A 24,814-nucleotide genomic window follows, 5' to 3' on the forward strand; every position below is an offset into this window, starting at 1 on the left:
CGCGCGAGTTCCAGGCTCCGGCCCGAAAAGCGGGTCGGTTGGAGGAAGAAGGGAGGTGGTAGAGGTGAGTCTTGAGAAGGACAGGCCTCGTAGGTGGACCGGCCCTGAGAAGTGGCAGGTCTGGCTTGCGGGCGTCGGCCTACTGGTGACCATCGCTACCGGCGTGATGCAGGTCGCTCGATGAGCGAGTCACGCGCGAGGACGGTCGCGACCGGGCGCTGTATGTGCAGCGAGCCCGGTCTGCCTGTACGCGACCGGGCTCGTTGACTGCGAGAGGGCCTGGGTCTGGTTGCCGCCGGATCCAGGTCCTCGGTCGTTCTAGAGTCTTCTAGAACGAGCTCAAGTTATCTAGAGCTAACTAGAGCCAACTAGAGATAACTAGACTCTGCTTCTCAATCTCTCATGCGTTGCTAACTCAATCAACTTCGTCAGCCTGTGAGAGAACCCGGATCCTTTGCTCTTGCCCGCGAACGTGTCCAGCGAAGTGTTCGTGGAGCCAACCGAAGCAGTCGTATCCGAGATCGTCTGATGTGTTCTGATCACCGGTGAGTGAACACGGAGGCCAGGGCCTTGCGCGTCCGCTCCTGGCTCGACGGCATGAGGTGCGCGTACACGCGGAGCGTCAGACCCGGGTCCGAGTGGCCCAGGTACTCGGCGAGGGCCTTGATGTTCTCCCCGGCGTCCAGGAGCACCGAGGCGTAGAAGTGCCGGAGCGCGTGCATGCCGTTCTCGCGGGACTCGGCGTACGGCTGTCCGCGCTCGGGGATCGGGATCACCCCGGCGCCGGCCAGCGCCCGCTTCCATGCCTCCTCGTTGAGCGACGTACGCCAGACATGGCCCCCGCGCGGTCCGGTGAAGATCAGTCGCTTGGTCACCGGGGGACCGTCCGCGACCTTCCACGGCAACGTGATCTCGACCGGCGGGAACTCCTTCATGTGTGCCCGGAGGGCGTCAGCGACCGGCCCGGGGAGCGGGACGTCCCGGAGCTTGCCGCCCTTCGGCGGGGCGAACACGGCCTTGCTACGGCTCAGCTTCAGTTGCTGGACCACGTGCAGCGTGTCCGACTCGAAGTCGATCGCGTCGACGGCGACGCCGAGAATCTCGCCCTGCCGAAGCCCGCAGCCACCGCCCAGATCGACCATCGCTCGGAAGCGCTCAGGCATGGCAGCGCGAACAGCGAAGACCCGTTCCGGCGTCCACGGCTTGACGCGCTTGGTGTCGACAACCGGCGGCCGGACCGAGCGAGCCGCACACGGATTGCGGGGGAGATGCCCGTCATCCACGGCAGCGCTCAACGCAGCGCGCACGTTGGAGTAGATCGTCCGGGCGTACGAGCCCCGGACGCCGTTCTTCTGAAGCTGTCGCACCCAGTCGCGGATGTGGGCGGGTTGGAAGGACCCGAGGGGGCGCGTACCCAGGTACGGGAATGCGTGCAGTCGAAGCTGCGACTCCATCGAGGCCTGCGTGTTCGGGTCAGCGCCCTGGGCCTCCACCCAACGCTCGGCGTACTGCTGGAAGGTGATCCGGGCCGCGCGAGGGTCGATGTACTGCCCGCGCGCCATGTCCGCCTCGATGTGGGCGAGCCACTGATCGGCAAGCCGCTTCTGCCGGTCGGGAAAGCTCTTGGCCTTCTCCGTACCGTCCGGGCCGATGTAGCGCGCCCGGTAGCGAAGCCCGGAGCCGTAACGATCGCTCTTGACCTTGCGGACCTTGCCGTCCGCACCCGTCTCACTCTTGTACCAGCGGTCTTGGATGTGTCCGGCCATCAGGCAACAGCCCCTTCCATCAGGGACTCGACCCAGGCCCGGACGTCGACGGGGTCATAGCGCAGGTGCCGGCCGACCCGGAAGCCGCGAGGACCGGTGCGCTTCCGGCGCCATTGGTAGACCGTCTCGATCGGCACGCCCAGAAGTTCGGCGACGTCCAGCGGAGTGAGGTACCGCGCTGGAAGGGGGCGCGGCTCGTCGGGAACCCGCGCCACGGTAAGGCGCCGCTCAGCCATGGGTGGGTTCTCCTTCTGTTCCGGGGGCGGGGTCGAGGGATGCGGCGAGCCAGGCTTCGGCTGAGGACAGGCCGGTTCCGGCGAAGACCCAGTGCGAGACGACGAGGGTCGTCGTGTCGGTGTCGCCCACGGTGGCTGCTGCGGCTTGTGCGCGGCGCCATTCGGCGCGGGCGGTGCGGAGCGCGCCGAGGGTGGTGGAGTAGCGGCGGGACTTGGTGGAGAAGTGGCCGCGGAAGCCGAGCATGTGGGCCCAGGCCCGGAGGCGGAGGTCTTCCAACTCCTTGCGCATGCCGAGCGTCCAGGCCGTTCGGATCAGTCGGCGGGCGTGGTCGCTGATGTCGAGCTGGGCCAGTTCGGCGAGGAACTTCAGCGGGCGGTCGAGAGCCCCCGTCGCGGTCTCGGCGCCTTTGGTCGCGTACTTGGCGATGTAGGAGGCGACAGCCCGCTCGGTCAGTTCCTGGCCATCGTCGAAGTCGGCGGAGCGGATCGTGCGGACGTCGAGCTGACGGCCGAAGGCGAAGGTGTGCGCGCGTCCGTCGATGACTGGACCGTCCACGCGGACGTGAGTGGCAGCGGCAGCGATGGCGTCGGTGAGCAGTTCGGCGGTGGCCCAGGCCGGAGGCGGAGTGTCGCCGCCCTCGGGGCCGTCGATGCGGATGACGGCGTGGAAGTGGACGGCTCCGCGCTTCTGGTACTCGGCGACCTTGGCGAAGGAGACGCGGGCGTACTGGCGGAACGCGCGCTGTGAGAGTCCGGCGCGCTTGGCGACCTCGCGGCGCAGGTAGGTGGAGAAGCGCCGCCAGAGGGGACCGGCGTGGGCGTTCCAGAGGACTGCGGCTTCGTAGTCGTAGGTGTCCGGGTCGAGCGGGGTGCCGAGTGCGGCGTCGTCCTGGTCGTGGTGGACGCCGCAGCGGCAACGGCGGACCGAACCGGCCGGACCGGTGGGGCGGTTGTGGACGGGGCCAAAGCTCGGGGCGGTGAAGGTTGCGAAGACCCGGGGGTGCGCGGCGACGCGTTCCGGGACGCCCTTGCCGCCGCGCAGGCCGCTGGTGATCAGGTGGAAGGTGTCGCGGCGGTAGACCTCGGCGCAGGCTTCGCAACGGGTCGCACGGCGGTTGTTGCAGCGGACCAGGAGGTGCCCGGCCGGGAGGTCGGTGGAGTCGAGGCGGTGGAGGACGTTGCCGATCTCGCCGGTGCGGGTGTTCACGTCGTACTCGGTGCGGTGGCCGTCGAGGCGGATCGGGTGGGTGCAGCCGCCGAGACCGGAGAGCTGCCGCAGCAGTTCGGGCATGGTGCCGAGCGAGGCCAGTTCGGCGAGTTGAGGAAGCGGGGGCGGAGTGGAGCGGGTGATGATGACTTTCTCCTTCTGGCTTCGGCTAGGAGGGGTAGGGCCCCCGGGGCGGCGGATGCTTGGCGGTATCGAGGCCGTCCCGGGGATCTGTTGTTCAGCGGCTTTCAGCGGCGGTGCTGGTCGCGGAGCATCGAGCGCAGGACCACGGCGGCGATGGCCACGGAGATGGCCGTGACGGCGACGGCGGCCAGGAGCGCGGTGAGGACGACTCCGCCGGCGAGAACGGCCGCGACCGCTCCGGTGCTGATGGAGATCTGCGGGACCGCACGTCGTGCGGGTGCCGGATCGACCGGGGCGTGGCTGTACGCGGGCGGCGGGATCGGGTTGTCGGGGTACTTGGGCAGGAACACGGCGAACCTCTCCTTGCCTACTCGTCTAGTTGTGTGAGCCGTTTATGACGTCCACGCCGGAGCGCGTGCCGGAGTCGATGGCCGGGGCCATGAAGGTGCGCGAGAGCAGGAAGCCGAACAGGGCGATCACGACCACGATCCAGGTGCGCACACCGAGGAACTTGATCGCTCCCCAGGCGATGAGCCCGAGGACGAAGACGAGCGGCAGGCTGACGGTCACGGGGATCAGGTCCTTTCAGCGGACGGGGCAGCGATGGGTACGGGCGGCGAGCTCGGCGGCGGCGCGGCTGTCGTAGTCGGCCGAGAAGCCGCAGCGCGGAGCGGTGCAGGCGGCGGTGTGCTTCTCGCGGCCACGACCGTCGTACGACGTGCCGACCTGGACGGGGCCGATGCGGGTGACGGAGCGGAAGCGGCGGTTGGCGGTCACGGATGATCTCCTTTCGTTGTTCGTTCGTCTGACGTGCGCGAGGTGGTGTAGACAGGTGGCATGTCACGCACAACACGAGGTCAGATCGCCCTCACCGCGAGCGCATTGATACTTGGCCTCGCATGCGTGGCGGGTCACTGGTGGTTGGGCGAATCCTGGGCCACCGTGATCACCCTGGCCTGTCTCATAGCGCTGTTCGATCTGGCTGCGGTGGGAGTTCAGCGGCTGCGGCGGAAGCGATAGCGCCTGCCGCCGAAATCCGCCTTCAGAGGTGAGCGGCGATGGCTTCCGCCATGGGCTCCGGGACGCCGAGACGAGCACGCAGGGCCGGGACATCGATGGGCGTACCGGTACGAGTGCGGTGCTCAGCGGCGACTTTGCGGGCGTGGTCGATGAGGGCGGCCGGGACCGGTACGGCGGAGGGCTTTCGTGTCGGTTCGATGACTGGTTGAGGGGCCGATTCGGGTGAGGCTTCGGGACCGTTCCCCTCGTTCTTGACGGCCTCGACGTCGGTCTCGGCTGTCGGTGCCGAGTGGGCAAGCAGTGTGCCGCCGAGGAAGGCGACCGCGGGCCAGCCCGCGACGAGGATGCGAAGCCAGGCCGGGACATGGTTGAGGTCGAGGAGCCCGGCGGTGGCGACGTTCGCGCCGAGGGATGCGACGAGCGCGATGACGAACCAGCACCACCCGGCAGCTTTCGCGTCACCGGTCCGCAGCCGTCGCCAGGCCGCGACAAGCAACAGGTCGACCGAGACGGGATACGCCCACGCCTTCCACCCGTCCTGACCGGCCGCCGAGGCGACGTCGTGCAGGTGGGCGAACGACAGCGCGGCGGCGATGACCGCTTGGACGAGCACCGCGTCGATACGGACCAGTTGGGCGCGCATGCTGCGGCTCCTTCCGGATTCAGGCATGGCAGGGGTAGGGACGTGGCGTGAGACGGTCACGCCGGCCGAGGGGGAGCGGGAAAGCTCAGTCGGTCACAGGGCGAGGCTGGACAGCCGGGGCCGGAGACTCGACGGGGCGTACGGGAACGTCGGGCCGGAAGGACTTGAGCGCGGGCAGGTCGGGCACCAGGCGCGCCGACTCGCGGCAGACCTCGGCAGCGTCGCCGAGCGAGAGGTATGGCGTGCGGATGCGGGACCAGCCGCCGGACGAGTCGCCCGCGACGGCGAGGCCGGGGCTCTCGGGCGCGATGGCGCATGCGGCGGAGACCGCTTCGGGGGCGATGTCGCCGAGGGCCATTTTGGCGGAGGCTTCGTCGTTGACGCGGTGGCAGACACGGCCGGTCAACTGGGCTCGGAGCATGGTTGCCCCCTTGCCGAGCTCGGAGCCGAAGCGCTGCCCGCAGACCTCCAGGTAGATACCGGCGGCGCGGCCGAGCTGGGCGAGCCGGATGAGCTGGGTGACCATCTCGTCGCGCCGTTCCTCGTCCTTGCGGGTGGCAACGAGGAAGAGTTCGGCCACCTCGTCGACGAACAGCACGATGGGGACGGGGCGTTCGTCCTCGGGGAGCCCCCAGACGTCCGAGGTGATCTCCTCGTCGGGCGTGCCCGGGGCGAGTCCTTGACGGGCCTTGATCAGTTCGTACCGGTCCTCCATCTCTTGGATGAGCACGGGCAGCAGTCCGGCCGCCTGCTCGGGGTCGGTGGCGAGCGCGGAGAGTCTTGCCGCGAAGGGGGACAGTTCCACGCCGCGCTTGCAGTCGATGCCGACGAGGGCGACGGGTTGTGTGGCGAGACCGGCCACCAGGTGGCGCAGGTACATGGACTTGCCGGAGAGCGTTGCTCCGAGGGTGAGTTGGTGAGGGACGGTGCGGTAGTCGCGTATGAACGGGGTGGCATCTTCCCGCAGAGCGACAGGCACTTTGAGAAGCCCGGACACGAGCTTGCGAGGCATCCGCACGTGCCGCAGGACGTCGAAGCCGACGAGCCGCAGTTCGACCACGCCAGGCTTGACGGTCGTGACGTACACGGCGTGAACTCCCCAGGCGTGCCGCAGCCGTTCGGCCGAGGCGGCGACGTCCGCCGGCTCCTGACCGGGAGCTAGCCGCAAGCGAAGGCGTAACCCGGTCGAGGTGGGGCGGATGACGCCCCGGCGGGGCGGTACGGGCCGGACCTCACGTCGCGTGGTGGCCTTGACCGCCAGGACCCGCAACCGGGACGGCGCCACGGTCAGGCCGCATGCCTCCATCACCGAGCTGTACGAGCCGAGCAGCCGTGCCGTGGATATCGGCAGGCCGACCGTGGACCAGTAGACGCCCGGGTGCTTGGCCCGGGTGTAGGCAGCCCCGCCGCCGAGTGCGACGACAGGACCACCCACCTCCAGAAGCGTTGTCAGGCCGGTCATCAGGCCGAGGCCCCCACTGCGGCCGGGAACATGGCCGGGGTGACGGCGGCGGAGCGGTAGGCGATGCCGTGCCGCTGCTGCCCGTTGAACACGCTCTCCCACGGCCGGGCCACGAGGCCGGGCAGCGAGACCGGCGCCCCGAGCGCGAGCCCTTCGGACACACCGCTCTCCGGAACCGTGACCTTGATCAGGGACGACTCCCCTTCCTCGATGTAGACGACGCCGATCGTCATCAGGGCCTCGCCGCTGACGGCGTCCTTCGCGATCTCGCCGGTCTGACGGTCACGGACCTTGGGCTCGGGCGCCTCGGTGAGCAGGATCGTCGCGGCCGAGGTCTCCACACGGATGGTGCGCAAGGTTTCTTCCTATCTACTCGTCTAGACAAGATGCAGTCTTCGAACCCGATGACTTCGGGAACGCCAACCACAGTGCCACACAACTTGCCCACTCGTCTATACGAGTAGGGCTGTTGGGGTGTACGAGTCCGAAAAGTGGCCTCGCGCACCGCCGATCAGGTCGCCGGAAGCTGGTAGCTGAGGACGTACGCGTCCGCCGCCATCACCGTGTCGCAGACCTCGACGGCCCGCCCCTCGGTGTCGTAGGCGGTACGGACGAGGTGGATCACTGGCACACCGGACGCCAGTCGGAGCGTCTTGACCTCGGTCGGCGAGGGCATCCGGGCACGGATCTCCTCCTCGAAGTGGTCGAGGTGATGGCCCAACTCCTCAAGGCGGGCGTAGATGCCGCCGGGGCCGGGGTTGGGTTCGGCGATCTGCGTACCGCGCGCGATGTCGAGCGGGAGATATGAGGTGGCGAACTCGACCGGGCGACCGTCGAGCAGGTACCGGCGACGCCGGGCAAGTACTCGCCGTACGGACCCGAGCCGGGTGGAGATGTCCTGACTGGCCTTCTCCTCCTTGACCTCAAGACTGTCGACCTGGGGGTGACTGCCCGCGGCGTCCGCTTCGACGATGAACGCGGATTTCCCCTGCTCGCGGTGACGCCGGGCGAACCGGTCGGAGGCCAGCCGGCGGACGGGCGGTCGCGGCCGGACGAAGACACCCTTGCCGTGTTCAGCGGCGACCAGGCCCTCACCCTGGAGGATGGAGAAGGAGTTGCGGACGGTCATCCGGGAGACGCCGTAGTGCTCGACGAGTTCGGCTTCCGAGGGGAGCTTTTCACCCTCCTTGAATCGCCCACGGTCGATGGCCTCGCGCAGCTGGTCAGCGATCTGCCGGAACACCGCACGATCGCTCGTGGGGTCCAGATCGCCGAGCAGGGACGGAAGTGAGGTCACGAGTACTCCTTTAGGTATCTAGACGAGTGGGCGAGTGTTGTTGCTACGGTGGAGAGCCTAGCCATCTGAGAGGGCCGAGGAACGTGACCGCTGACCGTCCGCACTCCGTGAGCGTTGCCGGAGTCATCGTCGACGACCAGGGCCGGGCCCTCTTGATCCAGCGACGCGACAACGGCCGATGGGAACCTCCGGGCGGCGTTGTCGAGCGGGAGGAAACCCTCCCCGAGGCACTTCAGCGTGAAGTCCTCGAAGAAACCGGCATCAAGATCGCGCTTCCGGCGACCCTCACCGGCGTCTACAAGAACATGACGGGCCTGATCGTCTCCCTGGTCTTCCGCTGCGAAGCCGCCGACGGCTCGCCCACCACCGGGGACGAGACTCGCGCACTGCGCTGGGTCACCCGCGAAGAAGTCACCGACCTCGCCGACGAGGCATACGCGATCCGCGTCTTGGACGCTCTCGACGCGGCATCCCCGCCGGCCATCCGCGCCCACGACGGCGTGAAACTCGTCTAGCCCGAACCCGCTGCACATGGCGGCCTACCAGCACGAAGGAGCTTGTATGCACGAGTATACGAGCACTGCGCGGGTCTGGGGACTCACTTGCCCAGGATTTCCAGAAGAGGTGAGCAGGGCCCGCCGTTGGACCCGCGACATCCTGCGCAACTCGCCCTTAGCCGAGGACGCAGCCCTGATCGTGAGCGAGCTGAGCGCGAACGCGATCCTCCACACGGCCAGCGGGCAGGAGTCGGGCAGCTTCCACCTGGCACTTGCGGTGTCCTCGCAGGTGGTCGCGCTGTCGGTCACCGACAACGGAGGCCCCGGCGCTCCGAAGGTCGAGCACCAGGACCAAGAGGCCGAGCAGGGTCGGGGCCTGGCCATGGTGGGCGCCATCGCTCACCGACTGGTGGTCCACGACAGCGCCGACGGCCGCACCATCACCGCGGAGCTCTACGCGGGCGCACACCCAGGAGGCCACCCGTGCTGACCCCCGACATCCGGCGCGGCTACTGGTGCGAGTGCTGGACCGAAGACGTCACCGGCCGACAGGAACCGGCATTCGTCGCATCCTTCGACGCCGACACCCCACCCCAAGCCGACGGATGGGTAGAGATCATTCTCCGCGCGATCACGCCCATGCTGGATGCCGACGCCCGCGATCAGGCGTGGGACTGGCTCTACGACGAGCGCATCGACACCAGACGAGCCCTCATCAACGGCGAACCCTGCACCATGACGGTCACCCAGGCCGACATCCGCGTCGCATGGACCATCCGCCCAGTCCTCTTCTTGCCGCTCGCACACCGCCAAGCAATTCAACTCCCAGCCTGCGTAGACGACTTCAAGCCCCACAGGCCCTACTGAGTTACAACCTTCTCTACTGGTTCAAGTGCCCGCGCGAGCGCGGGCTGGCCCCTGGGGCCCGACCCCTCTGCGCCTTCGGCGCCGGGGTCGGCCCCTGGGGCCGCAGCGAACTACGGCCCATGAGTCGAGACCGCTCAAAGAGCGCCGCGGGGCCGGTCGGCTCCGAGACTTTAGGCAGCCACCATGGGGCGAGCCTCGAAGATCATGGCCCCAACGTCGTGCTTTAACGGGCAGGTCCACAGACTGCCCGACTCGCCGGAAGCTTAAGGGGCCATGATCACTCGCCCCATGGCAGCTCCCGCCCAAAGTCTCGGAGCCGACCTCTCGCTGTCGTCGACCGCAGGCCGGCGACCCTGTCACGTCCATCCGCATGGCTAGCGGGTCAGGAGACCAACAGCAACCGCAATCGTTCCACCCAGAACAGACACAATGCCCTGCACCATCCCGGACCTGTACGAGTACCGCCCATCCTCCTGCACCAATTTCCACCCTCGCCGACGGCCGAGCGTGGCCCATCCCATGATGACCAACCCCATAACCAGGAAGAAGATCCCGATATGTACCGGATCATCGTCGGCCGAGTTGGCAGCCTCCATGTACGTCACATCGGGGATGCTACGCACGATGCCAAACCTGGTCAGGCAGGCCCCGATCATCTCGGGCCGTCGGATGCAGCGCGACGCTCAACGACAACCGCAGGGCAGGCGCTCGACACCTCCTCAGCTACTCATCGACACGAGTGCCGTGCCCCATCCGTGCCCGATCGAGCGGTAAACCACGGTGAACCGCAGCGCCTGACGGGCACCAGGCAAAGTGAAGGCCCCTGACCGATGCACCTGGTCAGGGGCCTTCATCTGCGGTGGGTGTGGGATTTGAACCCACGGTGACTCGCGCCACGACGGTTTTCAAGACCGTTCACGGGCCCCCAGAGACTCCGACACTGGCGAGGTATTCTCCCCGCGGAGGGGTGCCATGACTGCGTTGATCATGCTGGCCTGCGGATGCGTGATGGTGTTTCTGGGGGCGTTGACCTTGAACGGTCGGCTGGGAGCGCATCACAGCGATCCCCGGAAGGCTGGTTGGGGCCGCATCCTGATGGGTTCCGCACCTGTCCTGGACGGACTGCCGAGACTGGTCGGATGGTCCTATGCGGTGGGCTCGGACCTCGCGGGCGTAGCCATGATTCTCATCGTGCTCGGCGGTGTGCTTCAGTTCCTCGGCGAACCCACGCTATGGGGAACCCGAATCCTGACATCACTGGCTGACACCAACAAGCCTGAACCGCACCGGGCAACAGCGAACGTCAGCGGTGTGCCGGCCGAGGAAGAGCAAGGCCCGACCTTTGGCGATGATGACCCACGACCGACCTGATAAAGATGAGGGCAGACCTTCAAGTCTGCGGTTGGCACGGGTGCTGTTCCGATCTGTGGACGGCACCCGGTGGCTTGGCCCGGTCGTTTGAGACTCCAGTCCAAAGCCGCTCACACCCGCGTGGGTACACTCCCGTCCGCTTGGGTCACCAGGCTCTCACGATGGGGGATCGACATATGCACTCGGTCATCGACGCGCTGTTTCGTGGGGCGAAGCGTCTTTTCGGACCGGTGTGGGGGATCCGGATTGTCAACCTGGTGCTGTTCATCTACTTCAGCGTGGCGACGATCACCGACGAAGGCTGGAAGCGTGTCTTCGCGATCTGTGGGGCGATCTTCATCCTGGTCGAAACGGCACTCATCGAGTGGGAGCGCATACATCCACGGCCGAAGAAGCGGCGGCGGGCCGTCTCCAGTCCGTCTGAGGTGGAACAGCTTTGACAGACGATGAGTTGCCCAGCGGATCAGAGCGGGCCAGAAGCGAGCTGTACAGCAGCGCTGTACCGCAACCCCAGCGACTGCTCCTGTCCCTTGCCGTCCCTCCGGGGCCTCGAAGCGACTGGAATGACCGGCGCTGACCGAACTGGCTAGAGCTACGGATCAGAAGGTTTCTGACATCTAAGGCTGACATCAACGACGCCGGACAAGGGCGTACAGCAGCGACGTTGTCGCAGCCGTCCCGCCATTCACCGAGAGCAGCGGTAGCGGGCTCAGATCGAACTCCTAATGCGGGTGTGGCAGGAGAACAGATTGTTGCTGAGGTCAGCTCTGAGTCAGTCGCGCGGCACGAGCCAAGGTCTCTACGAAGTGGAGATCTCGTGCGGCGGAGAACGTGGTCAGCATCAGGCGGTACGTCACCACGTCTGAGGTTTTCAGAGTCAGTTCCTTACCGTCCAGCTCTGCACTGACGAGCTGGACCAACGGGATACGCACGTCGTCGAGGGCCCGCCGGTGGACGACGACGCCGCGTAGGTCTGCCGCAATCCAGCCGTCAATCGTCTTTCGGCGTGGTGCGATGAGCGGACCAAGGGGCGCGCTCACTGTAGGAGCCGCTGGGATTTCTGGAACAGAGCGGGCCGGCTTGGGCTTTGTGGTGCTAGAGCCCGCGCGAGAGGTGGAGGTGGAGTAGGACGCTCCAGGGGCAAGGCGCACTGTCGTGGTCCGGCGCCCGCGACTGTTCATGGTGACCCGCCCGGCTTTGCCTCCGATACTCAGGCTGCTCGACTTGCTGCCGAGTCGAACGCGCACGCCTGGCGCGATCTTGAACGACTTGTTGATGCGCAGTCCCATACATCCCCCAAGGCATTGGAGTAGCAGGCTAGCTCGGATGCCACCAGCTTTGGGCTGATCTGCCAGAGATCGGTGGGGTCTGCTGCGTGGTCGGGTGGGGCACCCACCGTCGTGGCTGACTGTCGTCGGCTGAGGTTCAGACGGGGCGTGTCGAAAGTCCCGGCCGTCAGCCGAACGCGCCATGGCTGGGCCGTCCCTGGGCCGTCCGAGGTTGCTCAACAGCGGCCAATGACGACCACCAGGCGCACGAGCCCACCGTCCCTGAGCTGGGAAGCAGCAGGTCGCCAAGATCCCCGGCAAGACCCAGGGCAAGAAGAAGTAACCTTCGCGATCGAGCCCCCGGCCTGCGCTTATGGCGTAGGTCGGGGGCTTTCGTTTGTTCTGGGTCCGGTGTGGGCTCTCTGCGCGGAGACGTCAGGTCGCGGGCGAGGCCGGGGGGCCCGGGGTGGGAGGCGTCCACGAGGGAGCGGTTCTGGGAGGTGGCAGGGCGATCCAGTCGGTGCCGCGGTGCGTCTGCCACCACTCGCCGATGATGTGGAACTTCTCCTCGAAGCGGCGGTCCCGTTGGAGGAATGCGGTGAACGGTGCCCGGAGTCGGGTGCGGCGGCCGTCGGCTTCGTACAGCACGATGATCCGGCCGCCCGTGGCCCGCTCGACGCAGACATTCTGCACGGACGCCCATGGGATGGTGCGGCGGCGGAGGTTGTGCACTCGGGCGGCCGACGGGGTCAACGTGATCCCGAAGGGGGAAACCGTCACCACCACGAAGAACACGATCCACAGGGCGAGGAATCGTGTATCGGACCATATCGGCCGGCCGACACCGGTGACCGCCCAGAGGATGGTGTCGAGCCCCAGGCACACGGTCATCGGGAGCAAGGGCAGCACACGTTGCCAGATGCTGAGCCGGAAGCGGATCTCCTCCGGGGCCGGGGCCCCGCTCACCTGGGATTCCGTCATGTCCGTCCCGCCTCCCCCGGCCGTACGCGGCCGGTCTGCGCATGATTGCCCGCGCAGCATGGCAGACGGTCGCGGCATGGCCAGAGGTACCCCGGCGGACGCTGTCTTCCGAGAGGGGGATTTGGTGCGGGGCTACCGGGTTCTCGCTCTGTTGCCTACGGCGGTGTGGAGCCAGTTGGCCAGTGTGGAGAAGTCGTCCTCGGTCAGGCCCTCGGACGGGGCGACGCGGTGAAGCAGGGAGGGGGCCTTGTACTGCGCGGCCACCCAGAGCCGATCCACCGGGCCGATCTCGTCGTCAACCCAGATGAACGGGCGGCCGTCGGCCCACTCCACGACGGTGCGGGTCTTCCAGTGCAGGCCGCGCGGACCCTCGTCGGTGGAGACCTCGGGCCACTCCACCACAGGCAGCCGGGGCAGCCCGATCCGTGGGCCGACGGACTCGTTCGCCTCGTCCATCCACGTCGTGGCCCACACCAGGTCGCATCCCAGCGCCATCAGACGTGGGCCCACTGCCGGATCGAGCCGCCCGAGCAGGGGATTTCCCTCAGCAGGGAGCGCTTCGGAGGCAGAGTCGGTGTCGGAGTCGGGAGTCTGGTGGTGCGCGGGCGACCGGCCGAACGGGATGAGGGGGCCGTCGACGTCGAGGAAGAGGACCGGGCGCCCCACCGTGTGTTCCATCGTCTCTGTCCCTATCCCTGTCCTCGTTCCCACGGCGTGGGAAGAATACGAGCCCGCAGTCGTCGTGTCGCCTCGATTCCGGCGCCGGAACACGGTGGTCGGTGGGCACCCTGGAGACGGCGGGGATGGCGATCCACCGCCATCCCCCCGTTCAGGCACGTCGGCGTCTTGCCTGCGGCGACCACCAGGGTCAGCCGTTGTGGGCCATGAGTCAGTCGGTCAGACGCAAGGCGGTTCGGGCGTCCGGGCCGTGCCAGCCTGATGCGGTCCGCCATACGACGTGCACGTCGAAGGCCTCCCGGATCGCGTCGGGAGCCCAGTCCTCGGTAGGCGGCTCGGACAGGACCAGGTACCGGGTGTCCGCGGAGCGGGCTTCCACCCGGTCGAGTTCCATGAGCCGGACGGCTCCCGCACGCAGGTGCGTGAAGCCGGAACGGTCGGCGCCGAGCACCTCGTAGCGGAAGAAGCCGTCCGGGCCCTCCAGGATCACGTCAGAGACGCGGGAGTCCGAAGGGCGTAGTCCCGCTCGCAGGAGCGCGGCCCTCAGTTCGAAGCGCACGGCCTCGTGCGTGTTGCAGTCCCGGTCGCTCTGCGCCTCGATGTCCAGATGCCGCGCGAGTGCCTCGCTCCACACCGGCCGTCCCTCGGACAAGGCGGGGTCGGTGTCGGTGGCCATGGGAGCGGCAGTGTTCATGGGGTCCGTGTCCTTCTGCTCGTGTGGCCGGCGCGACTCGGTCGGGGGAGCCGTGATCGCCTCGGGTAGTGCGCTGTTCACAGCCGCTTCCGCTTCCGCTTCCGCTTCGGATTGGGCTTCCGCTTCGGCTTCGCGTGCGGTGTCGGGCTCGGGTACGGGCTTCCGTGCGGGCTGCTCGGGTACGGGCTTCCGTACGGGTTCCAGGCTCGGCTCCGGGGTCGGTTCGGTGTTGATCCGGTGGTGCAGTTCGAACCGAGCCTGGTCGAGGGCGTCGGCCCAGTGGCGGAACGCCGGATCGTCCGCCAGGGTGGCTCGCAGGCCGGGAGCGTCCGACACGACCGCCTGTCGTGTGCGCTGGGCGAGGTCCGCCAGATCGCTCAGACGGTCGCGGTCGGCGGAACCCAGCAGGCGCCAGACGCTCAGCCAGTCGACCCGGTCGCGTCGCAGGCAACGGCCGGCCATGCCCTTCAGCTCGGACAGAAGCGCCGTCGTTTCCGGTGGAGCCGCGCCGTCGCCGTGGGCGATGTCCCGCAGGACGCCGAGCGCGGCCTCGTAACGGGGCGCCATCCGGGCGGAGATGGGTCTGCGGCCGAAGTCGCCGGCCGAGACCAGGCTCAGCCGGCCTTCGTTCCGGGTCACCCAGCCGTCCATCCGGGAGCCCGTGGCCGGGGTGGGTTCGCCGTGGCGCGGAACGAGGAGAACCGTCCGCTCCGTGACAGGGGCGAGGACCTTCACCTTCCAGTGGGATCCGGGGCCGGGGCCGAGCACACGCACCTCGACGGACGTGCCGACCGGCAGTTCAACGGCCGGGGCGTCAGCGAGAGTTGGGTCATCGGGAGTTGAGCCGTCGAGAGTCGAGTCATCGGGGCCCGGAGTTTCCCTCGGTCGTGCCGCGATGGGCATCAAGTGCGGGAAGACAGGCGGGACTTCACCGTCCGTGTCGTCGACCGGAGTGCCGAGTTCGAGCGGCAGCGGTGTCGTGTGGAGGACCGTCAGTGTCTGAGTGCTGCGGGTCAGGGCGACGTACAGCTGGCGCAGTCCCGCGGGGCCCCGGTTGGCGATGGTCGTCGGCTCCAGGACCAGGACGTGGTCGAACTCCATGCCCTTGGCCTGGGCGGCGGGGAGTACGGACACGGTGCGGAGTGTGTCGTCGGTCATGCCGTCCAGGAGGTCGACGCGTCGGCGGACCTCCTCCAGCCAGTCGGAGTCGTCGGGAACGATGACGGCGACCGACCTGGGGGACCGTCCGTCATCGGTGCCCACGAGCCGTGCCGTACGGGTCGCCGCGTCGTCCAGCAGTTCCCAGGGAGTCGTGGAGACGAGCCGCACCGCTTCGTCGCCGGCCCGCCGCACGGCCGTCGGGTACGGCAGGGAGGGCGCGACGGCCCGGGCCAGCGGCGCCACGAACTCCATGATCTCCGCGGGCACGCGGTAGCTGGTGTTCAACTCGGCCACGCGCCAGTCCCCTTGGGCGGACAGAATTCCGCCCAACTGGTCCCAGGCGGTGTAGGAATGCGGTCCGGTGGCCTGGGCCAGATCGCCGAGCACGGTCATCGAGCCGGTCGGGCACCGTCTGCGCAGGGACCTCGCCTGCATCGGGGTGAGGTCCTGCGCCTCGTCGACCACGATGTGCCGGTACCTCTGCGGACTCTCGCCCGCGATGAGGAAGCGCAGCTCCTCAAGACACACCAAGTCGTCGATGGTCCAGGGTTCTTCGGCGGCGCTCTCGGCCTTCGGCCGCTGAAGAAGCGCCTGTTCACCGGCGTCGAGGATCCCGGAGGCGCATTCGCCCAGCCTGGTGGGCGAGTTGAGCAGACCGCGCAGTGCTTCCTCGGGGCTCAGCGCGGGCCAGACCCGGTCGACGAGGTTCGTCACCTGCCGGTTGCGCTCCAGATCGCGGCGCACTGTCACGTCCCTGCTGCGGCGCGGGGCGATCCGGACGAGTTCTCCCAGCAGCCGGTCCACCAGCAGCGTACGGAACCGGTCCCTGCGCGCCCGGTAACCCTCGGGTCCCTCCCGGGCGTCCTGGAGGAGGCCGAGCACCTCCGAGCGCGGCAGCCGCAGGGAAGTGCCGCCCACGACAACGACGAAAGCCGGTTCGTCCTGGGCGTGGGAAGCGGCGGAGACGACGGTGTCGAGGGCTTCGGGCCGGCACTCGCTCTCCACCCGCCCGCGCAGTACGGCCGCCATCCGTTCGTCGGACTTCACCAGCCGCGCGGCGGTCGAGTCCGTGCCCTGGATCGCCCCTTCCCAGAGGCGGGCCAGTTGTACGGCGGTGACGTTGCGGGTGCCGAGCGTCGGCAGTACGCGCCCCACGTACTCCAGGAAGTTCTGGTGCGGTCCCACGACCAGGATGTCCTGTGCGCGGAAGTGGTCGTTGTTGACGAGCCAGGTCACGCGGTGCAGACCGACCGCGGACTTTCCGGTGCCGGGGCCGCCCTGGATGACGAGGATGTCCGCGGGTGAACCGGTGACCAGTGCCATCTGGTCACGTCTGATCGTCTCGACGATGTCGCGCATCCGGCCGCTGCGGGACCGGCGCAGTTCCCGCAGCAGGAACTCGTCGACAGGCTGCGGCTTTTGACGCCTTCTGCCGACGACACGCCGTGGCGACCGTACGACGGGGTCCGTCCGTCCGCCGTCGCTTTCGGCGGGCGGGGCGGTGGCGCTTTCCCGCTTCTCGGGGGCTTCCTCCGTCTCAAGGACATCAAGAGCTTCAGGGGCTTCGAGCGGAGCGGGCTCCTCCCCCAGGGCCGACGGTAACGCGGCCTTCCGGCCAGGTTCCGGTGAGCCGGTGTGCCGTTCCACGGCCGGGGTGATCTCGTCCAGGAAGTCCTCGACCGTGCGCTCGGCGCAGCGTAACCGGCGCCGCAGGAGCACTTCGCCCGGCGTCTCCGGGCGGGCGTTCTGCCAGCTCACGGCGATCGGGTTCGTCCAGGAGACGACCACCTGATCGCGGGTCTCGGTGTCGAAGACATGGCGTCGCCCGACGTAGAACGTCTCTGGCTCGGCGTCGCCCGCTTCCTGGACGTCGACGCGGCTGATGACCAGGGCCTCGCCCCCGAGCCCGCCGTACTCCTCCGCCGTGCTCTCCGCCTTCTCGCGGACCGCGATGCCGTCCTTGCCGCTCGCGGAAGCCGTGGCCGCCGACGGCGACGTCATCTCCGCGAGCCGGGCCTCGTAGCAGTCGTAGGCGCGGTCGACGGCCTTCTGCTCGATGGCGATGACCGCGTCCCGTGGTGTCGTGCTCACGTGTGTCCCCTCCTGGCAACGCCCCTCGCGCCGCCGCGGGCCAGGGCCCGCCTCCCCGGTCCCAGGGGTAGCAGAGTTCGCCGGTCAGACCACGGTCAATCGGACAACAGCCCCATAATCGAGCGGAGTTCGGCCTGTCGAGAGCACATCTGATCACTCCGCCGTGGCCTTCGAAGTCTGCTTTCGGGCTTTGCTCACGGGCGGGTCGGCCTACTTCGCGGCAGGCACCCAGTGGGCGGCCACGGTCTCCGTGAGGGCCCCGTTCAAGGGCGAAAGGCCCCGTCGCGGTGACGGGGCCTTTCTGGACGTACGTAAGCGATCAGCCGCACTGGCAGGGATTGCCCGACTGGCAGCCGCAGCCGCAGCCGGAGCCGCAGCCGCAGGCGCCGAACAAAGGGAGACTTCTGATCTCGGCGGGCTGTTGGGTGTCGCGGTCCTGGGTCGGGTCGGGCGTGCTGGGGGATTGGGCCATGGGTCCCTCCTTCAGGCACGGAGGCGTCCGACGCACACCGCGCCGCACAGCTCCTGTCGCCCATGACATGCCCAGCCGGGCGGGCGCATCAACGGCGCACTGAGGCGTCTCACGCGCCCAGGGCGTGAATCCCACGCGGGGCGGGAGAAAGAGGCCGGGCCCAGCCGTCCCCCGTCAGGGAACGGCTGGGCCCGCGGGCTTCGTACGTCAGGAGAGGGCTGCATCCCTCCGGGAGAGCGGGCCCCGTAATCCTGGCCCTTCCGGGAGAGCCGGGGCGGCCGGGAGCCGACCTGCTCAGGTCGGCGGCGGCCGGGGTGGCCCGTAGTCCTGGCGCCCCCGGGGAGGGCCGGGGCCGCCGGAGAGGGCTACGCGCTCTCGACCCCGGTGACCGGCTGGATGTCCGGCTGGAGATCGTCGGCGTGCTCGCCGGTGACCAGGTAGACGACACGCTTGGCGACCGACACGGCGTGGTCGGCGAAGCGCTCGTAGTAGCGGCCGAGGAGGGTGACGTCGACGGCGGTCTCGATGCCGTGCTTCCACTTGTCGTCCAGCAGGTGCTGGAAGAGGGTGCGGTGCAGGAGGTCCATCTCGTCGTCGTCCTGCTCAAGCTGCATCGCCAGGTCGACGTCCTTGGTGATGATGACCTCGGCGGCCTTGGCCATCAGGCGCTGGGCGAGCTGGCCCATCTCCAGGATCGTGGCGTGCAGGTCGTGCGGGATCGCACGCTCGGGGAAGCGCAGCCGGGCCAGCTTGGCCACGTGCTGGGCCAGGTCGCCGGAGCGCTCCAGGTCGGCCGACATCCGGAGCGAGGTGACGACGATACGGAGATCCGTGGCCACCGGCTGCTGGCGGGCCAGCAGGGCTATCGCGCGGGCTTCCAGCTCGTGCTGGAGATCATCGACCCTCTGGTCGGCCGCGATCACGCTCTCGGCCAGCTTCAGGTCGGAATCGAGGATGGCCGTCGTGGCGCGCCCGATCGCCGACCCGACGAGCCGGGCCATCTCGACCAGGCCGTCGCCGATCGAGTCAAGTTCCTCGTGATACGCGTCACGCATGTGGTTGTCCCTCTCGTACGTCAGCTTCGGGGGTCCGGGGTCCGGGACCTGGCTGCTCCGGCCGCCGGACGGCCGCCGGAGGGACCCGTGAACCCCACGCTCCCACGTTCGGGCCCGTACGCGTCCGTTTCCGGCACCCCAAGTGAATCAATACTGGCTCCTGGGTGAACTCTGGGCGACGAGTGTTCGAGCTCGCACTCGGATGGCTGTGGCCAGGAGCGACGGCATGCCTAACCTGGGTGCATGGACGTGAACGCGGCAGTCGCCGCAGCGGCAGCGATCGCCGGAGTACTCACCGGTGTCATCGCCATGCTGGCGTTCCGCTGGAGCGAGCGCGACCAGAAACGCCCGACCCGTAGCTCTCTGCACACGGACGCGGTCCTTCCGCCCGGTGTGGACACCGTGCTGTCGGTCCTCAGCTCCTCTGCGGTCGTACTCGACGAAGCGGACGCCGTGGTCAAGGCCAGCTCGGCGGCGTACGCCCTCGGACTGGTGCGCGGCGGCAAGCTGGCCGTCGAACCGATGCTCCACATGGCGCGTGACACCCGTCGTGACGGGGAGATACGTCAGGTGGAGCTGGACCTGCCGAGAAGGGGCACGGGGAGGGGTGAGGCCCTCGCGGTCTCGGCGCGCGTGGCTCCCCTCGGATCGCGACTCGTCCTCCTTCTCGTGGAGGACCTGACGGAGGCGCGCCGGATCGAGGCCGTACGGCGGGACTTCGTCGCGAACGTGAGCCATGAGCTCAAGACTCCCGTCGGAGCGCTCTCCCTGCTCTCCGAGGCTGTCATGGACGCTTCGGACGACCCTGAGGCCGTCGAGCGCTTCGCCGGGCGGATGCAGATAGAGGCCACCCGGCTCACCAACCTCGTGCAGGAGCTCATCGACCTGTCGAGGGTGCAGAACGACGACCCGCTGGAGGACGCCGAGCCGGTCCGTGTCGACGAGCTGGTCGCCGAGGCGATCGACCGCTGCCGCCACCAGGCCGGCGCGAAGCAGATCACCATGGCCGCCGGCGGCACCGCCGACCTGAGCCTGTGGGGGAACCGGGGCCAGCTCGCCGCGGCCCTCGGCAACCTCGTGGAGAACGCCGTCAACTACTCGCCCGCCCGCACCCGCGTCGGGATAGCCGCCCGCCGGGTGGCGGCACCCGGTGGGGAACACATCGAGATCGCCGTGACCGACCAGGGCATCGGCATCTCGGAGAAGGACAAGGAGCGCGTCTTCGAGCGCTTCTACCGTGTCGATCCGGCCCGCTCCCGTGCCACAGGCGGTACGGGCCTCGGGCTGGCGATCGTCAAGCACGTGGCCGCCTCGCACGGCGGGGAGGTCACGGTGTGGAGCTCCGAGGGTCAGGGCTCCACGTTCACCCTGCGGCTGCCGGAGGCGAGCGCGGCCCGCGACCGCGTTACCGATCACCACATGCCCGGACTCGACGAAGAGGACGAGACCGGGCAGCCCGACGGGACGACCACCGTCATATCCCCGTACGAACCGCTTCCTGCCCCGGAGGTCCTTCCGTGACCCGTGTGCTCGTCGTCGAGGACGAGGAGTCCTTCTCCGACGCCCTGTCGTACATGCTCCGAAAGGAGGGCTTCGAGGTCGCCATCGCGACCACCGGGCCCGACGGACTCGACGAGTTCGAGCGCAACGGCGCCGACCTCGTCCTCCTCGACCTGATGCTGCCGGGGCTGCCCGGCACCGAGGTCTGCCGCCAGCTGCGCGGCCGCTCCAACGTCCCGGTGATCATGGTCACCGCCAAGGACAGCGAGATCGACAAGGTGGTCGGGCTCGAAATAGGAGCCGACGACTATGTCACCAAGCCCTTCTCCTCCCGGGAGCTGGTCGCCCGTATCCGGGCCGTCCTGCGCCGCCGCGGGGAGCCGGAGGAGGTCGCCCCGGCCGCCCTCGAGGCCGGTCCCGTCCGGATGGACGTCGACCGCCACGTGGTCACCGTCTCCGGCGGCAAGGTCGACCTCCCGCTGAAGGAGTTCGACCTCCTGGAGATGCTGCTGCGCAACGCGGGCCGCGTGCTGACCCGTATGCAGCTCATCGACCGGGTCTGGGGTGCCGACTACGTCGGTGACACCAAGACCCTCGACGTCCACGTCAAGCGCCTGCGCGCGAAGATCGAGCCGGACCCGGGCGCGCCCCGGTACCTGGTGACGGTGCGCGGTCTCGGCTACAAGTTCGAGCCGTAAACCGGCCCCACCTCCGGGCGCGTGCCTGGAGTACGGCGTAGAGCGTGACGCGGAAGTACGACGAAGGGCGGGACCCCTGGCCAGGGGTCCCGCCCTTCGTCGTACCGCCGTACGGCGGGTCACTTCATGACGAGGCGGACGCCGACGGGTTGGCGGTGGCCGTCGCGCTCGACGACGTGGCGTTGCCCGGCTTGCCCGACGCGGACGTGGACGCGGACGGGGAGCCCGTGATCGACGCGGACGGCGAGGTGACCGGGGAAGCGGTCGGCGCCGCCGGGATGTCGCTCGGGCCCCACTTGGAGAAGTAGCTCTCGGCCGGGACGACGTAGGCGCTCAGGCTCACGTCACCGGTCTTGCTGAAGGCGAAGGTGACCTTCTGGACGCTGCCGTTCAGGACGGTTCCGGAGGGGCTGGACAGCGCCGCGGAGGCGTTGCCCTTGCCGCCGAGGACGATCGAGCCGCCGGCCGGGACGGTCAGCTTGCCCGTGCCGCTGGCGGGGGTGATCTGGGCGGTGCCCTCGCCGGCGACGTTGATCGAGTCCAGGGTCTGCGCGGTGGTGCCGTTGTTGAACAGCGTCGCGGAGATCACCGCCGGACCGGTGGCCTTCACATCGGGCTGGGTGATGACGAGCGCGTTCTGGACCTTGATGTCGCCCACGGAGGTGGCCGCGTTGTCCGGCTTGACCTCCAACGTCTGGGCGTCGCTGCCGGCACCGCACGCGGCGAGTGAGGCGATCGAGAACGCGATGACGGCGGCGGCGAGAGTGCCGCGTCGAAGGCTGCTGCTCACGGCGGCGGCAACTCCTTGAACGTGGGCGAAGCAGGGCGGCCTCTGTGTAAAGCCGCCCTAAGGGTCTGTCAGCGGCCTTAGGTTACCGATCCGTTCCCGCGCGACCGCACCCGACCCTCCCCAAGCCGCCGACTTTGCTCGCCCGAGGGGAAAACGGGGGCGCGCTCCGGGGCGGGGGCGGACCCGCGGCCTGCCGCCGGGCGGCAGGGCGTGCACCCCCGGGCCCGGTGGAGCGTGAGCCCCTGGGTCCGGTGGGCATGCGCCTGCGGGCTCCATTGCGCCGGATGTGCGCCCCACCGTTCACACTCCGCCCTCGCGGCGCGTCGGCTACTTTGATCGCGCGCTCGTCCGCCATTCACATAAGTTCCGCAGACTTAGGCTTGCGCATTTCGTGGAATGAATGCCCGGCTCTCCGGGAAATGGATCACGGGGTCGTCGGGGGCCGATGAGTGCGTGATCTTCGAACGTCTTGATCAATTCCGGATTCGTCTCGTACTCGGCTCCGCCCATCGAACGGAGTAGCGGAAGTCGCGCTCTTGGAGCCGGACAAAACGGGATGTTCAGACCCTGGTCGTGGGCTCCGGGTGTCTGTAACGCACGCGTTTCACTCCGCCTGGACAGCGGCTCCGACCTGCGAATACCCTCTTCCGTTCGCCCCTCGCAGCACGTTCCTGTTGCGGTTGTCAAGCCCCGAGATATGCCCTGACCTGCGAAAACGCCATTCAGAAGACGCCGTTTCCGTGTTACTCTGGATAGCCACGGAAGGGGTACCTGTCACATGACGTTCAAGGTTGGCGACACCGTGGTCTATCCCCATCACGGGGCCGCGCTGATCGAGGCCATCGAAACTCGCCAGATCAAAGGCGTGGACAAGACCTACTTGGTGCTGAAGGTCGCCCAGGGCGACCTGACGGTACGTGTGCCAGCGGACAATGCGGAGTTCGTCGGCGTGCGTGATGTGGTCGGTCAGGACGGGCTGGACCGGGTCTTCGAGGTGCTGCGCGCACCGTACGCCGAGGAGCCCACGAACTGGTCGCGTCGCTACAAGGCAAATCTGGAGAAGCTCGCCTCCGGCGATGTCATCAAGGTCGCGGAAGTCGTGCGTGACCTGTGGCGTCGTGAGCGCGAGCGCGGACTCTCCGCAGGTGAGAAGCGCATGCTCGCCAAGGCGCGCCAGATCCTGGTGAGCGAGCTCGCCCTCGCGGAGAACACCAACGAGGACAAGGCCGAGGCCCTGCTCGACGAGGTTCTCGCGTCCTGACGCCGGCTCAGTCGCCGAGACGCCAGCCGTCTTGACGTACGCCCAAGCCCGCGCAGCAGCGCAATGAAAATGCCGCGGTGCCCGATGACGCAATTGCTGTCGCCGGGCGCTGCGGCATGTTCGTACCCGCGCCCATTCGGTAAACCGGACGTTCACCCGGCATCGGCTTTCCCGCGGTATACCGGCGTATCCGATACTTGAGGTGCCGACCCGGGCGGTCGACTCGACCGGATGTCACGGAAGGGTCCGGTCAAGGCGTCGCGCCCGGCGCTCCCCCAGCTCGCCGAGCGGGGGGTACCCCCAGGCCATACCCATCCCGGTCGAGCACACAAACCTGACAGGAACCGATGTCTGACGTTTCGCTCCCTTCGCAGCCGGAGGCCCGCACCGCCGCCGTGATTCCGGCCGCCGGACGAGGTGTGCGCCTCGGTCCGGGCGCCCCCAAGGCGCTCCGCGCGCTGAACGGCACGCCCATGCTCATCCACGCGGTCCGCGCGATGGCCGCGTCCCGTGCCGTCTCCCTGGTCGTCGTCGTGGCCCCGCCGGACGACGCGGCCGAGGTGAAGACGCTGCTCGACGCGCACGCGCTGCCCGACCGCACCGACTTCCTCGTGGTCCCGGGCGGTGAGAGCCGCCAGGAGTCCGTGAAGTACGGGCTCGACGCGCTGCCGCCCGGCATCGACATCGTCCTCGTGCACGACGCGGCCCGGCCGCTCGTCCCCGTGGACACCGTGGACGCCGTCATCGAGGCCGTCCGGGACGGCGCTCCCGCCGTCGTACCGGCGCTGCCGCTCGCCGACACCGTCAAGGAGGTCGGGCCCGCGGCCGTCGCCGGGGAGCCCGAGCCGGTCGTGGCGACCCCCGAGCGGGCGCGGCTGCGTGCCGTGCAGACGCCCCAGGGCTTCGACCGCGAGACGCTTCTGCGGGCCCACGAGACCGTCACCGACAACGTGACCGACGACGCGAGCATGGTCGAGCAGCTGGGCGTGCCCGTCGTGGTCGTGCCGGGCCACGAGGAGGCGTTCAAGGTGACGCGCCCGCTGGACCTGGTGCTGGCGGAGGCGGTCCTCGCACGGCGGAGGCTGAACGATGGGTTCTGAGACACCGGAGCGGACGCCGGACCCCGGCCAGGGGCCTGTGCTTCCGCTCGTCGGGATCGGCACCGACATCCACGCCTTCGAGGAAGGCCGGGAACTGTGGTGTGCCGGCCTGAAGTGGGAGGGGGAGGGGCCCGGACTCGCCGGGCACTCCGACGCGGACGTCGTCGCGCACGCCGCGTGCAACGCGCTCTTCTCGGCGGCGGGCCTCGGTGACCTCGGGGCCCACTTCGGCACCGGGCGCCCGGAGTGGTCCGGGGCGTCGGGGGTCGTGCTGCTGACGGAGGCGGCGCGGATCGTCCGCGAGGCCGGCTTCACCGTCGGCAACGTCGCGGTCCAGGTCGTCGGACCCCGCCCGAAGATCGGCAAGCGGCGGGACGAGGCCCAGAAGATCCTGTCGGACGCCGTCGGGGCGCCGGTGTCGGTGTCGGGCGCCACGACGGACGGACTCGGATTCCCGGGCCGCGACGAGGGCCTGATGGCGGTCGCCACGGCGCTGGTCGTCCGGACGGGCTGAGACGGGAGGGTTCCGTTCGGCCGAACGGGTGATCCTCGTAC

General features: G+C 68.7%; 28 protein-coding genes. 10 read left to right on the forward strand and 18 right to left on the reverse strand.

Annotated elements, in window-relative coordinates; translation table 11 throughout:
• Nucleotides 1–539 precede the first annotated feature (539 nt).
• The 10 genes from ACZ6KY_RS23690 to ACZ6KY_RS23735 all read right to left on the reverse strand — a co-directional run bounded on the left by ACZ6KY_RS23690 (nt 540) and on the right by ACZ6KY_RS23735 (nt 7,775).
• Nucleotides 540–1,766, reverse strand: a complete 1,227-nt coding sequence (locus ACZ6KY_RS23690; RefSeq protein ID WP_469312272.1) for a tyrosine-type recombinase/integrase — start codon at nt 1,764–1,766, stop codon at nt 540–542.
• Nucleotides 1,766–2,002, reverse strand: a complete 237-nt coding sequence (locus tag ACZ6KY_RS23695; RefSeq protein ID WP_469312273.1) for a helix-turn-helix domain-containing protein — start codon at nt 2,000–2,002, stop codon at nt 1,766–1,768. Before ACZ6KY_RS23695 ends, ACZ6KY_RS23690 begins: the two co-directional genes overlap by 1 nt.
• Entirely contained in the window at nt 1,995–3,293 is a 1,299-nt protein-coding gene (locus ACZ6KY_RS23700; protein WP_469312274.1) for a replication initiator, read from the reverse strand. The genes ACZ6KY_RS23695 and ACZ6KY_RS23700 overlap by 8 nt, the downstream gene beginning before the upstream one ends.
• 164 nt (nt 3,294–3,457) lie before the next feature.
• Nucleotides 3,458–3,703 carry a SpdD protein gene (locus tag ACZ6KY_RS23705; protein WP_469312275.1) on the reverse strand — a complete coding sequence of 82 codons (246 nt, stop codon included), beginning with the start codon at nt 3,701–3,703 and terminating at the stop codon, nt 3,458–3,460.
• Nucleotides 3,704–3,728: 25 nt separating this feature from the next.
• Nucleotides 3,729–3,923: a hypothetical protein gene (locus ACZ6KY_RS23710; protein ID WP_386980639.1), complete on the reverse strand. Its 195-nt coding sequence runs from the start codon at nt 3,921–3,923 to the stop codon at nt 3,729–3,731.
• 15 nt (nt 3,924–3,938) lie between these two features.
• The gene (locus ACZ6KY_RS23715) at nt 3,939–4,130 is read right to left on the reverse strand and encodes a mobile element transfer protein (protein ID WP_030673588.1); all 192 of its coding nucleotides are present in this window, start codon (nt 4,128–4,130) and stop codon (nt 3,939–3,941) included.
• A gap of 265 nt (nt 4,131–4,395) precedes the next feature.
• Nucleotides 4,396–5,016, reverse strand: coding sequence for a DUF2637 domain-containing protein (locus tag ACZ6KY_RS23720; RefSeq protein WP_469312276.1), 621 nt, complete (start codon nt 5,014–5,016; stop codon nt 4,396–4,398).
• An 85-nt stretch (nt 5,017–5,101) separates the two neighbouring features.
• Nucleotides 5,102–6,478: an FtsK/SpoIIIE domain-containing protein gene (locus ACZ6KY_RS23725; RefSeq protein ID WP_469312277.1), complete on the reverse strand. Its 1,377-nt coding sequence runs from the start codon at nt 6,476–6,478 to the stop codon at nt 5,102–5,104.
• Nucleotides 6,478–6,834 carry an SCO3933 family regulatory protein gene (locus tag ACZ6KY_RS23730; RefSeq protein WP_469312278.1) on the reverse strand — a complete coding sequence of 119 codons (357 nt, stop codon included), beginning with the start codon at nt 6,832–6,834 and terminating at the stop codon, nt 6,478–6,480. The genes ACZ6KY_RS23725 and ACZ6KY_RS23730 overlap by 1 nt, the downstream gene beginning before the upstream one ends.
• Before the next feature lie 155 nt (nt 6,835–6,989).
• Nucleotides 6,990–7,775, reverse strand: coding sequence for a GntR family transcriptional regulator (locus ACZ6KY_RS23735; RefSeq protein WP_355849796.1), 786 nt, complete (start codon nt 7,773–7,775; stop codon nt 6,990–6,992).
• 107 nt (nt 7,776–7,882) lie between these two features.
• Between ACZ6KY_RS23735 and ACZ6KY_RS23740 the strand changes: the two genes are divergently transcribed.
• Genes ACZ6KY_RS23740 through ACZ6KY_RS23750 form a run of 3 tightly spaced genes read left to right on the forward strand, consistent with a single transcriptional unit; the run spans nt 7,883 to nt 9,139 of the window.
• Complete coding sequence (locus ACZ6KY_RS23740) at nt 7,883–8,290, forward strand: NUDIX hydrolase (RefSeq protein ID WP_469312279.1); 408 nt, start codon at nt 7,883–7,885, stop codon at nt 8,288–8,290.
• 46 nt (nt 8,291–8,336) lie between these two features.
• Nucleotides 8,337–8,762: an ATP-binding protein gene (locus ACZ6KY_RS23745; protein WP_469312280.1), complete on the forward strand. Its 426-nt coding sequence runs from the start codon at nt 8,337–8,339 to the stop codon at nt 8,760–8,762.
• On the forward strand, nt 8,756–9,139 hold the full coding sequence (locus tag ACZ6KY_RS23750; RefSeq protein WP_469312281.1) for a hypothetical protein: 384 nt from the start codon (nt 8,756–8,758) through the stop codon (nt 9,137–9,139). The genes ACZ6KY_RS23745 and ACZ6KY_RS23750 overlap by 7 nt, the downstream gene beginning before the upstream one ends.
• A gap of 374 nt (nt 9,140–9,513) precedes the next feature.
• Here ACZ6KY_RS23750 and ACZ6KY_RS23755 read toward each other — a convergent pair whose 3' ends face one another.
• The gene (locus ACZ6KY_RS23755; RefSeq protein WP_469312282.1) at nt 9,514–9,744 is read right to left on the reverse strand and encodes a hypothetical protein; all 231 of its coding nucleotides are present in this window, start codon (nt 9,742–9,744) and stop codon (nt 9,514–9,516) included.
• 367 nt (nt 9,745–10,111) lie between these two features.
• Here ACZ6KY_RS23755 and ACZ6KY_RS23760 point away from each other — a divergent pair, with 367 nt between their 5' ends.
• Nucleotides 10,112–10,510 carry a hypothetical protein gene (locus ACZ6KY_RS23760; RefSeq protein ID WP_469312283.1) on the forward strand — a complete coding sequence of 133 codons (399 nt, stop codon included), beginning with the start codon at nt 10,112–10,114 and terminating at the stop codon, nt 10,508–10,510.
• A gap of 176 nt (nt 10,511–10,686) precedes the next feature.
• A complete protein-coding gene (locus tag ACZ6KY_RS23765) occupies nt 10,687–10,950 on the forward strand; it encodes a hypothetical protein (protein ID WP_469312284.1) in 264 nt (87 codons plus the stop codon).
• 321 nt (nt 10,951–11,271) lie between these two features.
• On the opposite strand, the gene ACZ6KY_RS23770 is transcribed toward ACZ6KY_RS23765, so the two are convergent.
• The 6 genes from ACZ6KY_RS23770 to phoU form a co-directional block, all read right to left on the reverse strand.
• Nucleotides 11,272–11,982 carry a DUF4236 domain-containing protein gene (locus ACZ6KY_RS23770; RefSeq protein WP_469312285.1) on the reverse strand — a complete coding sequence of 237 codons (711 nt, stop codon included), beginning with the start codon at nt 11,980–11,982 and terminating at the stop codon, nt 11,272–11,274.
• A 231-nt stretch (nt 11,983–12,213) separates the two neighbouring features.
• Nucleotides 12,214–12,759 (reverse strand): hypothetical protein, encoded by a 546-nt coding sequence (locus tag ACZ6KY_RS23775; protein WP_469312286.1) that lies wholly within the window; start codon nt 12,757–12,759, stop codon nt 12,214–12,216.
• A 132-nt stretch (nt 12,760–12,891) separates the two neighbouring features.
• Nucleotides 12,892–13,437, reverse strand: coding sequence for an HAD domain-containing protein (locus ACZ6KY_RS23780; protein WP_469312287.1), 546 nt, complete (start codon nt 13,435–13,437; stop codon nt 12,892–12,894).
• A gap of 211 nt (nt 13,438–13,648) precedes the next feature.
• A complete protein-coding gene (locus ACZ6KY_RS23785) occupies nt 13,649–17,383 on the reverse strand; it encodes a HelD family protein (RefSeq protein WP_469312288.1) in 3,735 nt (1,244 codons plus the stop codon).
• A 319-nt stretch (nt 17,384–17,702) separates the two neighbouring features.
• Entirely contained in the window at nt 17,703–17,855 is a 153-nt protein-coding gene (locus ACZ6KY_RS23790; protein WP_469312289.1) for a hypothetical protein, read from the reverse strand.
• 365 nt (nt 17,856–18,220) lie between these two features.
• Nucleotides 18,221–18,910, reverse strand: a complete 690-nt coding sequence (gene phoU / locus ACZ6KY_RS23795) for a phosphate signaling complex protein PhoU (protein ID WP_469312290.1) — start codon at nt 18,908–18,910, stop codon at nt 18,221–18,223.
• Nucleotides 18,911–19,153: 243 nt separating this feature from the next.
• Between phoU and phoR the strand changes: the two genes are divergently transcribed.
• Nucleotides 19,154–20,431, forward strand: a complete 1,278-nt coding sequence (gene phoR / locus ACZ6KY_RS23800; protein WP_469312291.1) for a two-component system sensor histidine kinase PhoR — start codon at nt 19,154–19,156, stop codon at nt 20,429–20,431.
• 5 nt (nt 20,432–20,436) lie between these two features.
• Entirely contained in the window at nt 20,437–21,108 is a 672-nt protein-coding gene (gene phoP / locus ACZ6KY_RS23805; RefSeq protein ID WP_466162299.1) for a two-component system response regulator PhoP, read from the forward strand.
• Nucleotides 21,109–21,232: 124 nt separating this feature from the next.
• Here the strand turns inward: phoP and ACZ6KY_RS23810 are convergent, their stop codons facing one another.
• A complete protein-coding gene (locus ACZ6KY_RS23810) occupies nt 21,233–21,898 on the reverse strand; it encodes a copper chaperone PCu(A)C domain-containing protein (RefSeq protein ID WP_469312292.1) in 666 nt (221 codons plus the stop codon).
• 778 nt (nt 21,899–22,676) lie between these two features.
• Between ACZ6KY_RS23810 and ACZ6KY_RS23815 the strand changes: the two genes are divergently transcribed.
• From ACZ6KY_RS23815 to ispF, 3 genes are all read left to right on the forward strand, one after another.
• Nucleotides 22,677–23,159 (forward strand): CarD family transcriptional regulator, encoded by a 483-nt coding sequence (locus tag ACZ6KY_RS23815; RefSeq protein WP_003953493.1) that lies wholly within the window; start codon nt 22,677–22,679, stop codon nt 23,157–23,159.
• 347 nt (nt 23,160–23,506) lie between these two features.
• Nucleotides 23,507–24,259: a 2-C-methyl-D-erythritol 4-phosphate cytidylyltransferase gene (ispD, locus tag ACZ6KY_RS23820; protein ID WP_469312293.1), complete on the forward strand. Its 753-nt coding sequence runs from the start codon at nt 23,507–23,509 to the stop codon at nt 24,257–24,259.
• Nucleotides 24,249–24,773 carry a 2-C-methyl-D-erythritol 2,4-cyclodiphosphate synthase gene (gene ispF, locus ACZ6KY_RS23825; RefSeq protein ID WP_469312294.1) on the forward strand — a complete coding sequence of 175 codons (525 nt, stop codon included), beginning with the start codon at nt 24,249–24,251 and terminating at the stop codon, nt 24,771–24,773. The genes ispD and ispF overlap by 11 nt, the downstream gene beginning before the upstream one ends.
• Nucleotides 24,774–24,814 lie beyond the last annotated feature (41 nt).

The sequence above is a fragment of the Streptomyces sp. NPDC042002 genome (genome assembly GCF_055588305.1).

Excerpts from the sequence above, each read along its gene's own strand:
- ACZ6KY_RS23690 (WP_469312272.1), bottom strand. The coding sequence starts at position 1,766 with ATGGCCGGACACATCCAAGACCGCTGGTACAAGAGTGAGACGGGTGCG.
- ACZ6KY_RS23695 (WP_469312273.1), bottom strand. The coding sequence starts at position 2,002 with ATGGCTGAGCGGCGCCTTACCGTGGCGCGGGTTCCCGACGAGCCGCGC.
- ACZ6KY_RS23700 (WP_469312274.1), bottom strand. The coding sequence starts at position 3,293 with ATGCCCGAACTGCTGCGGCAGCTCTCCGGTCTCGGCGGCTGCACCCAC.
- ACZ6KY_RS23720 (WP_469312276.1), bottom strand. The coding sequence starts at position 5,016 with ATGCGCGCCCAACTGGTCCGTATCGACGCGGTGCTCGTCCAAGCGGTC.
- ACZ6KY_RS23725 (WP_469312277.1), bottom strand. The coding sequence starts at position 6,478 with ATGACCGGCCTGACAACGCTTCTGGAGGTGGGTGGTCCTGTCGTCGCA.
- ACZ6KY_RS23745 (WP_469312280.1), top strand. The coding sequence starts at position 8,337 with ATGCACGAGTATACGAGCACTGCGCGGGTCTGGGGACTCACTTGCCCA.
- ACZ6KY_RS23760 (WP_469312283.1), top strand. The coding sequence starts at position 10,112 with ATGACTGCGTTGATCATGCTGGCCTGCGGATGCGTGATGGTGTTTCTG.
- ACZ6KY_RS23765 (WP_469312284.1), top strand. The coding sequence starts at position 10,687 with ATGCACTCGGTCATCGACGCGCTGTTTCGTGGGGCGAAGCGTCTTTTC.
- ACZ6KY_RS23770 (WP_469312285.1), bottom strand. The coding sequence starts at position 11,982 with ATGGCGCGTTCGGCTGACGGCCGGGACTTTCGACACGCCCCGTCTGAA.
- ACZ6KY_RS23775 (WP_469312286.1), bottom strand. The coding sequence starts at position 12,759 with ATGACGGAATCCCAGGTGAGCGGGGCCCCGGCCCCGGAGGAGATCCGC.
- ACZ6KY_RS23780 (WP_469312287.1), bottom strand. The coding sequence starts at position 13,437 with ATGGAACACACGGTGGGGCGCCCGGTCCTCTTCCTCGACGTCGACGGC.
- ACZ6KY_RS23790 (WP_469312289.1), bottom strand. The coding sequence starts at position 17,855 with ATGGCCCAATCCCCCAGCACGCCCGACCCGACCCAGGACCGCGACACC.
- phoU (WP_469312290.1), bottom strand. The coding sequence starts at position 18,910 with ATGCGTGACGCGTATCACGAGGAACTTGACTCGATCGGCGACGGCCTG.
- phoR (WP_469312291.1), top strand. The coding sequence starts at position 19,154 with ATGGACGTGAACGCGGCAGTCGCCGCAGCGGCAGCGATCGCCGGAGTA.
- ACZ6KY_RS23815 (WP_003953493.1), top strand. The coding sequence starts at position 22,677 with ATGACGTTCAAGGTTGGCGACACCGTGGTCTATCCCCATCACGGGGCC.
- ispD (WP_469312293.1), top strand. The coding sequence starts at position 23,507 with ATGTCTGACGTTTCGCTCCCTTCGCAGCCGGAGGCCCGCACCGCCGCC.
- ispF (WP_469312294.1), top strand. The coding sequence starts at position 24,249 with ATGGGTTCTGAGACACCGGAGCGGACGCCGGACCCCGGCCAGGGGCCT.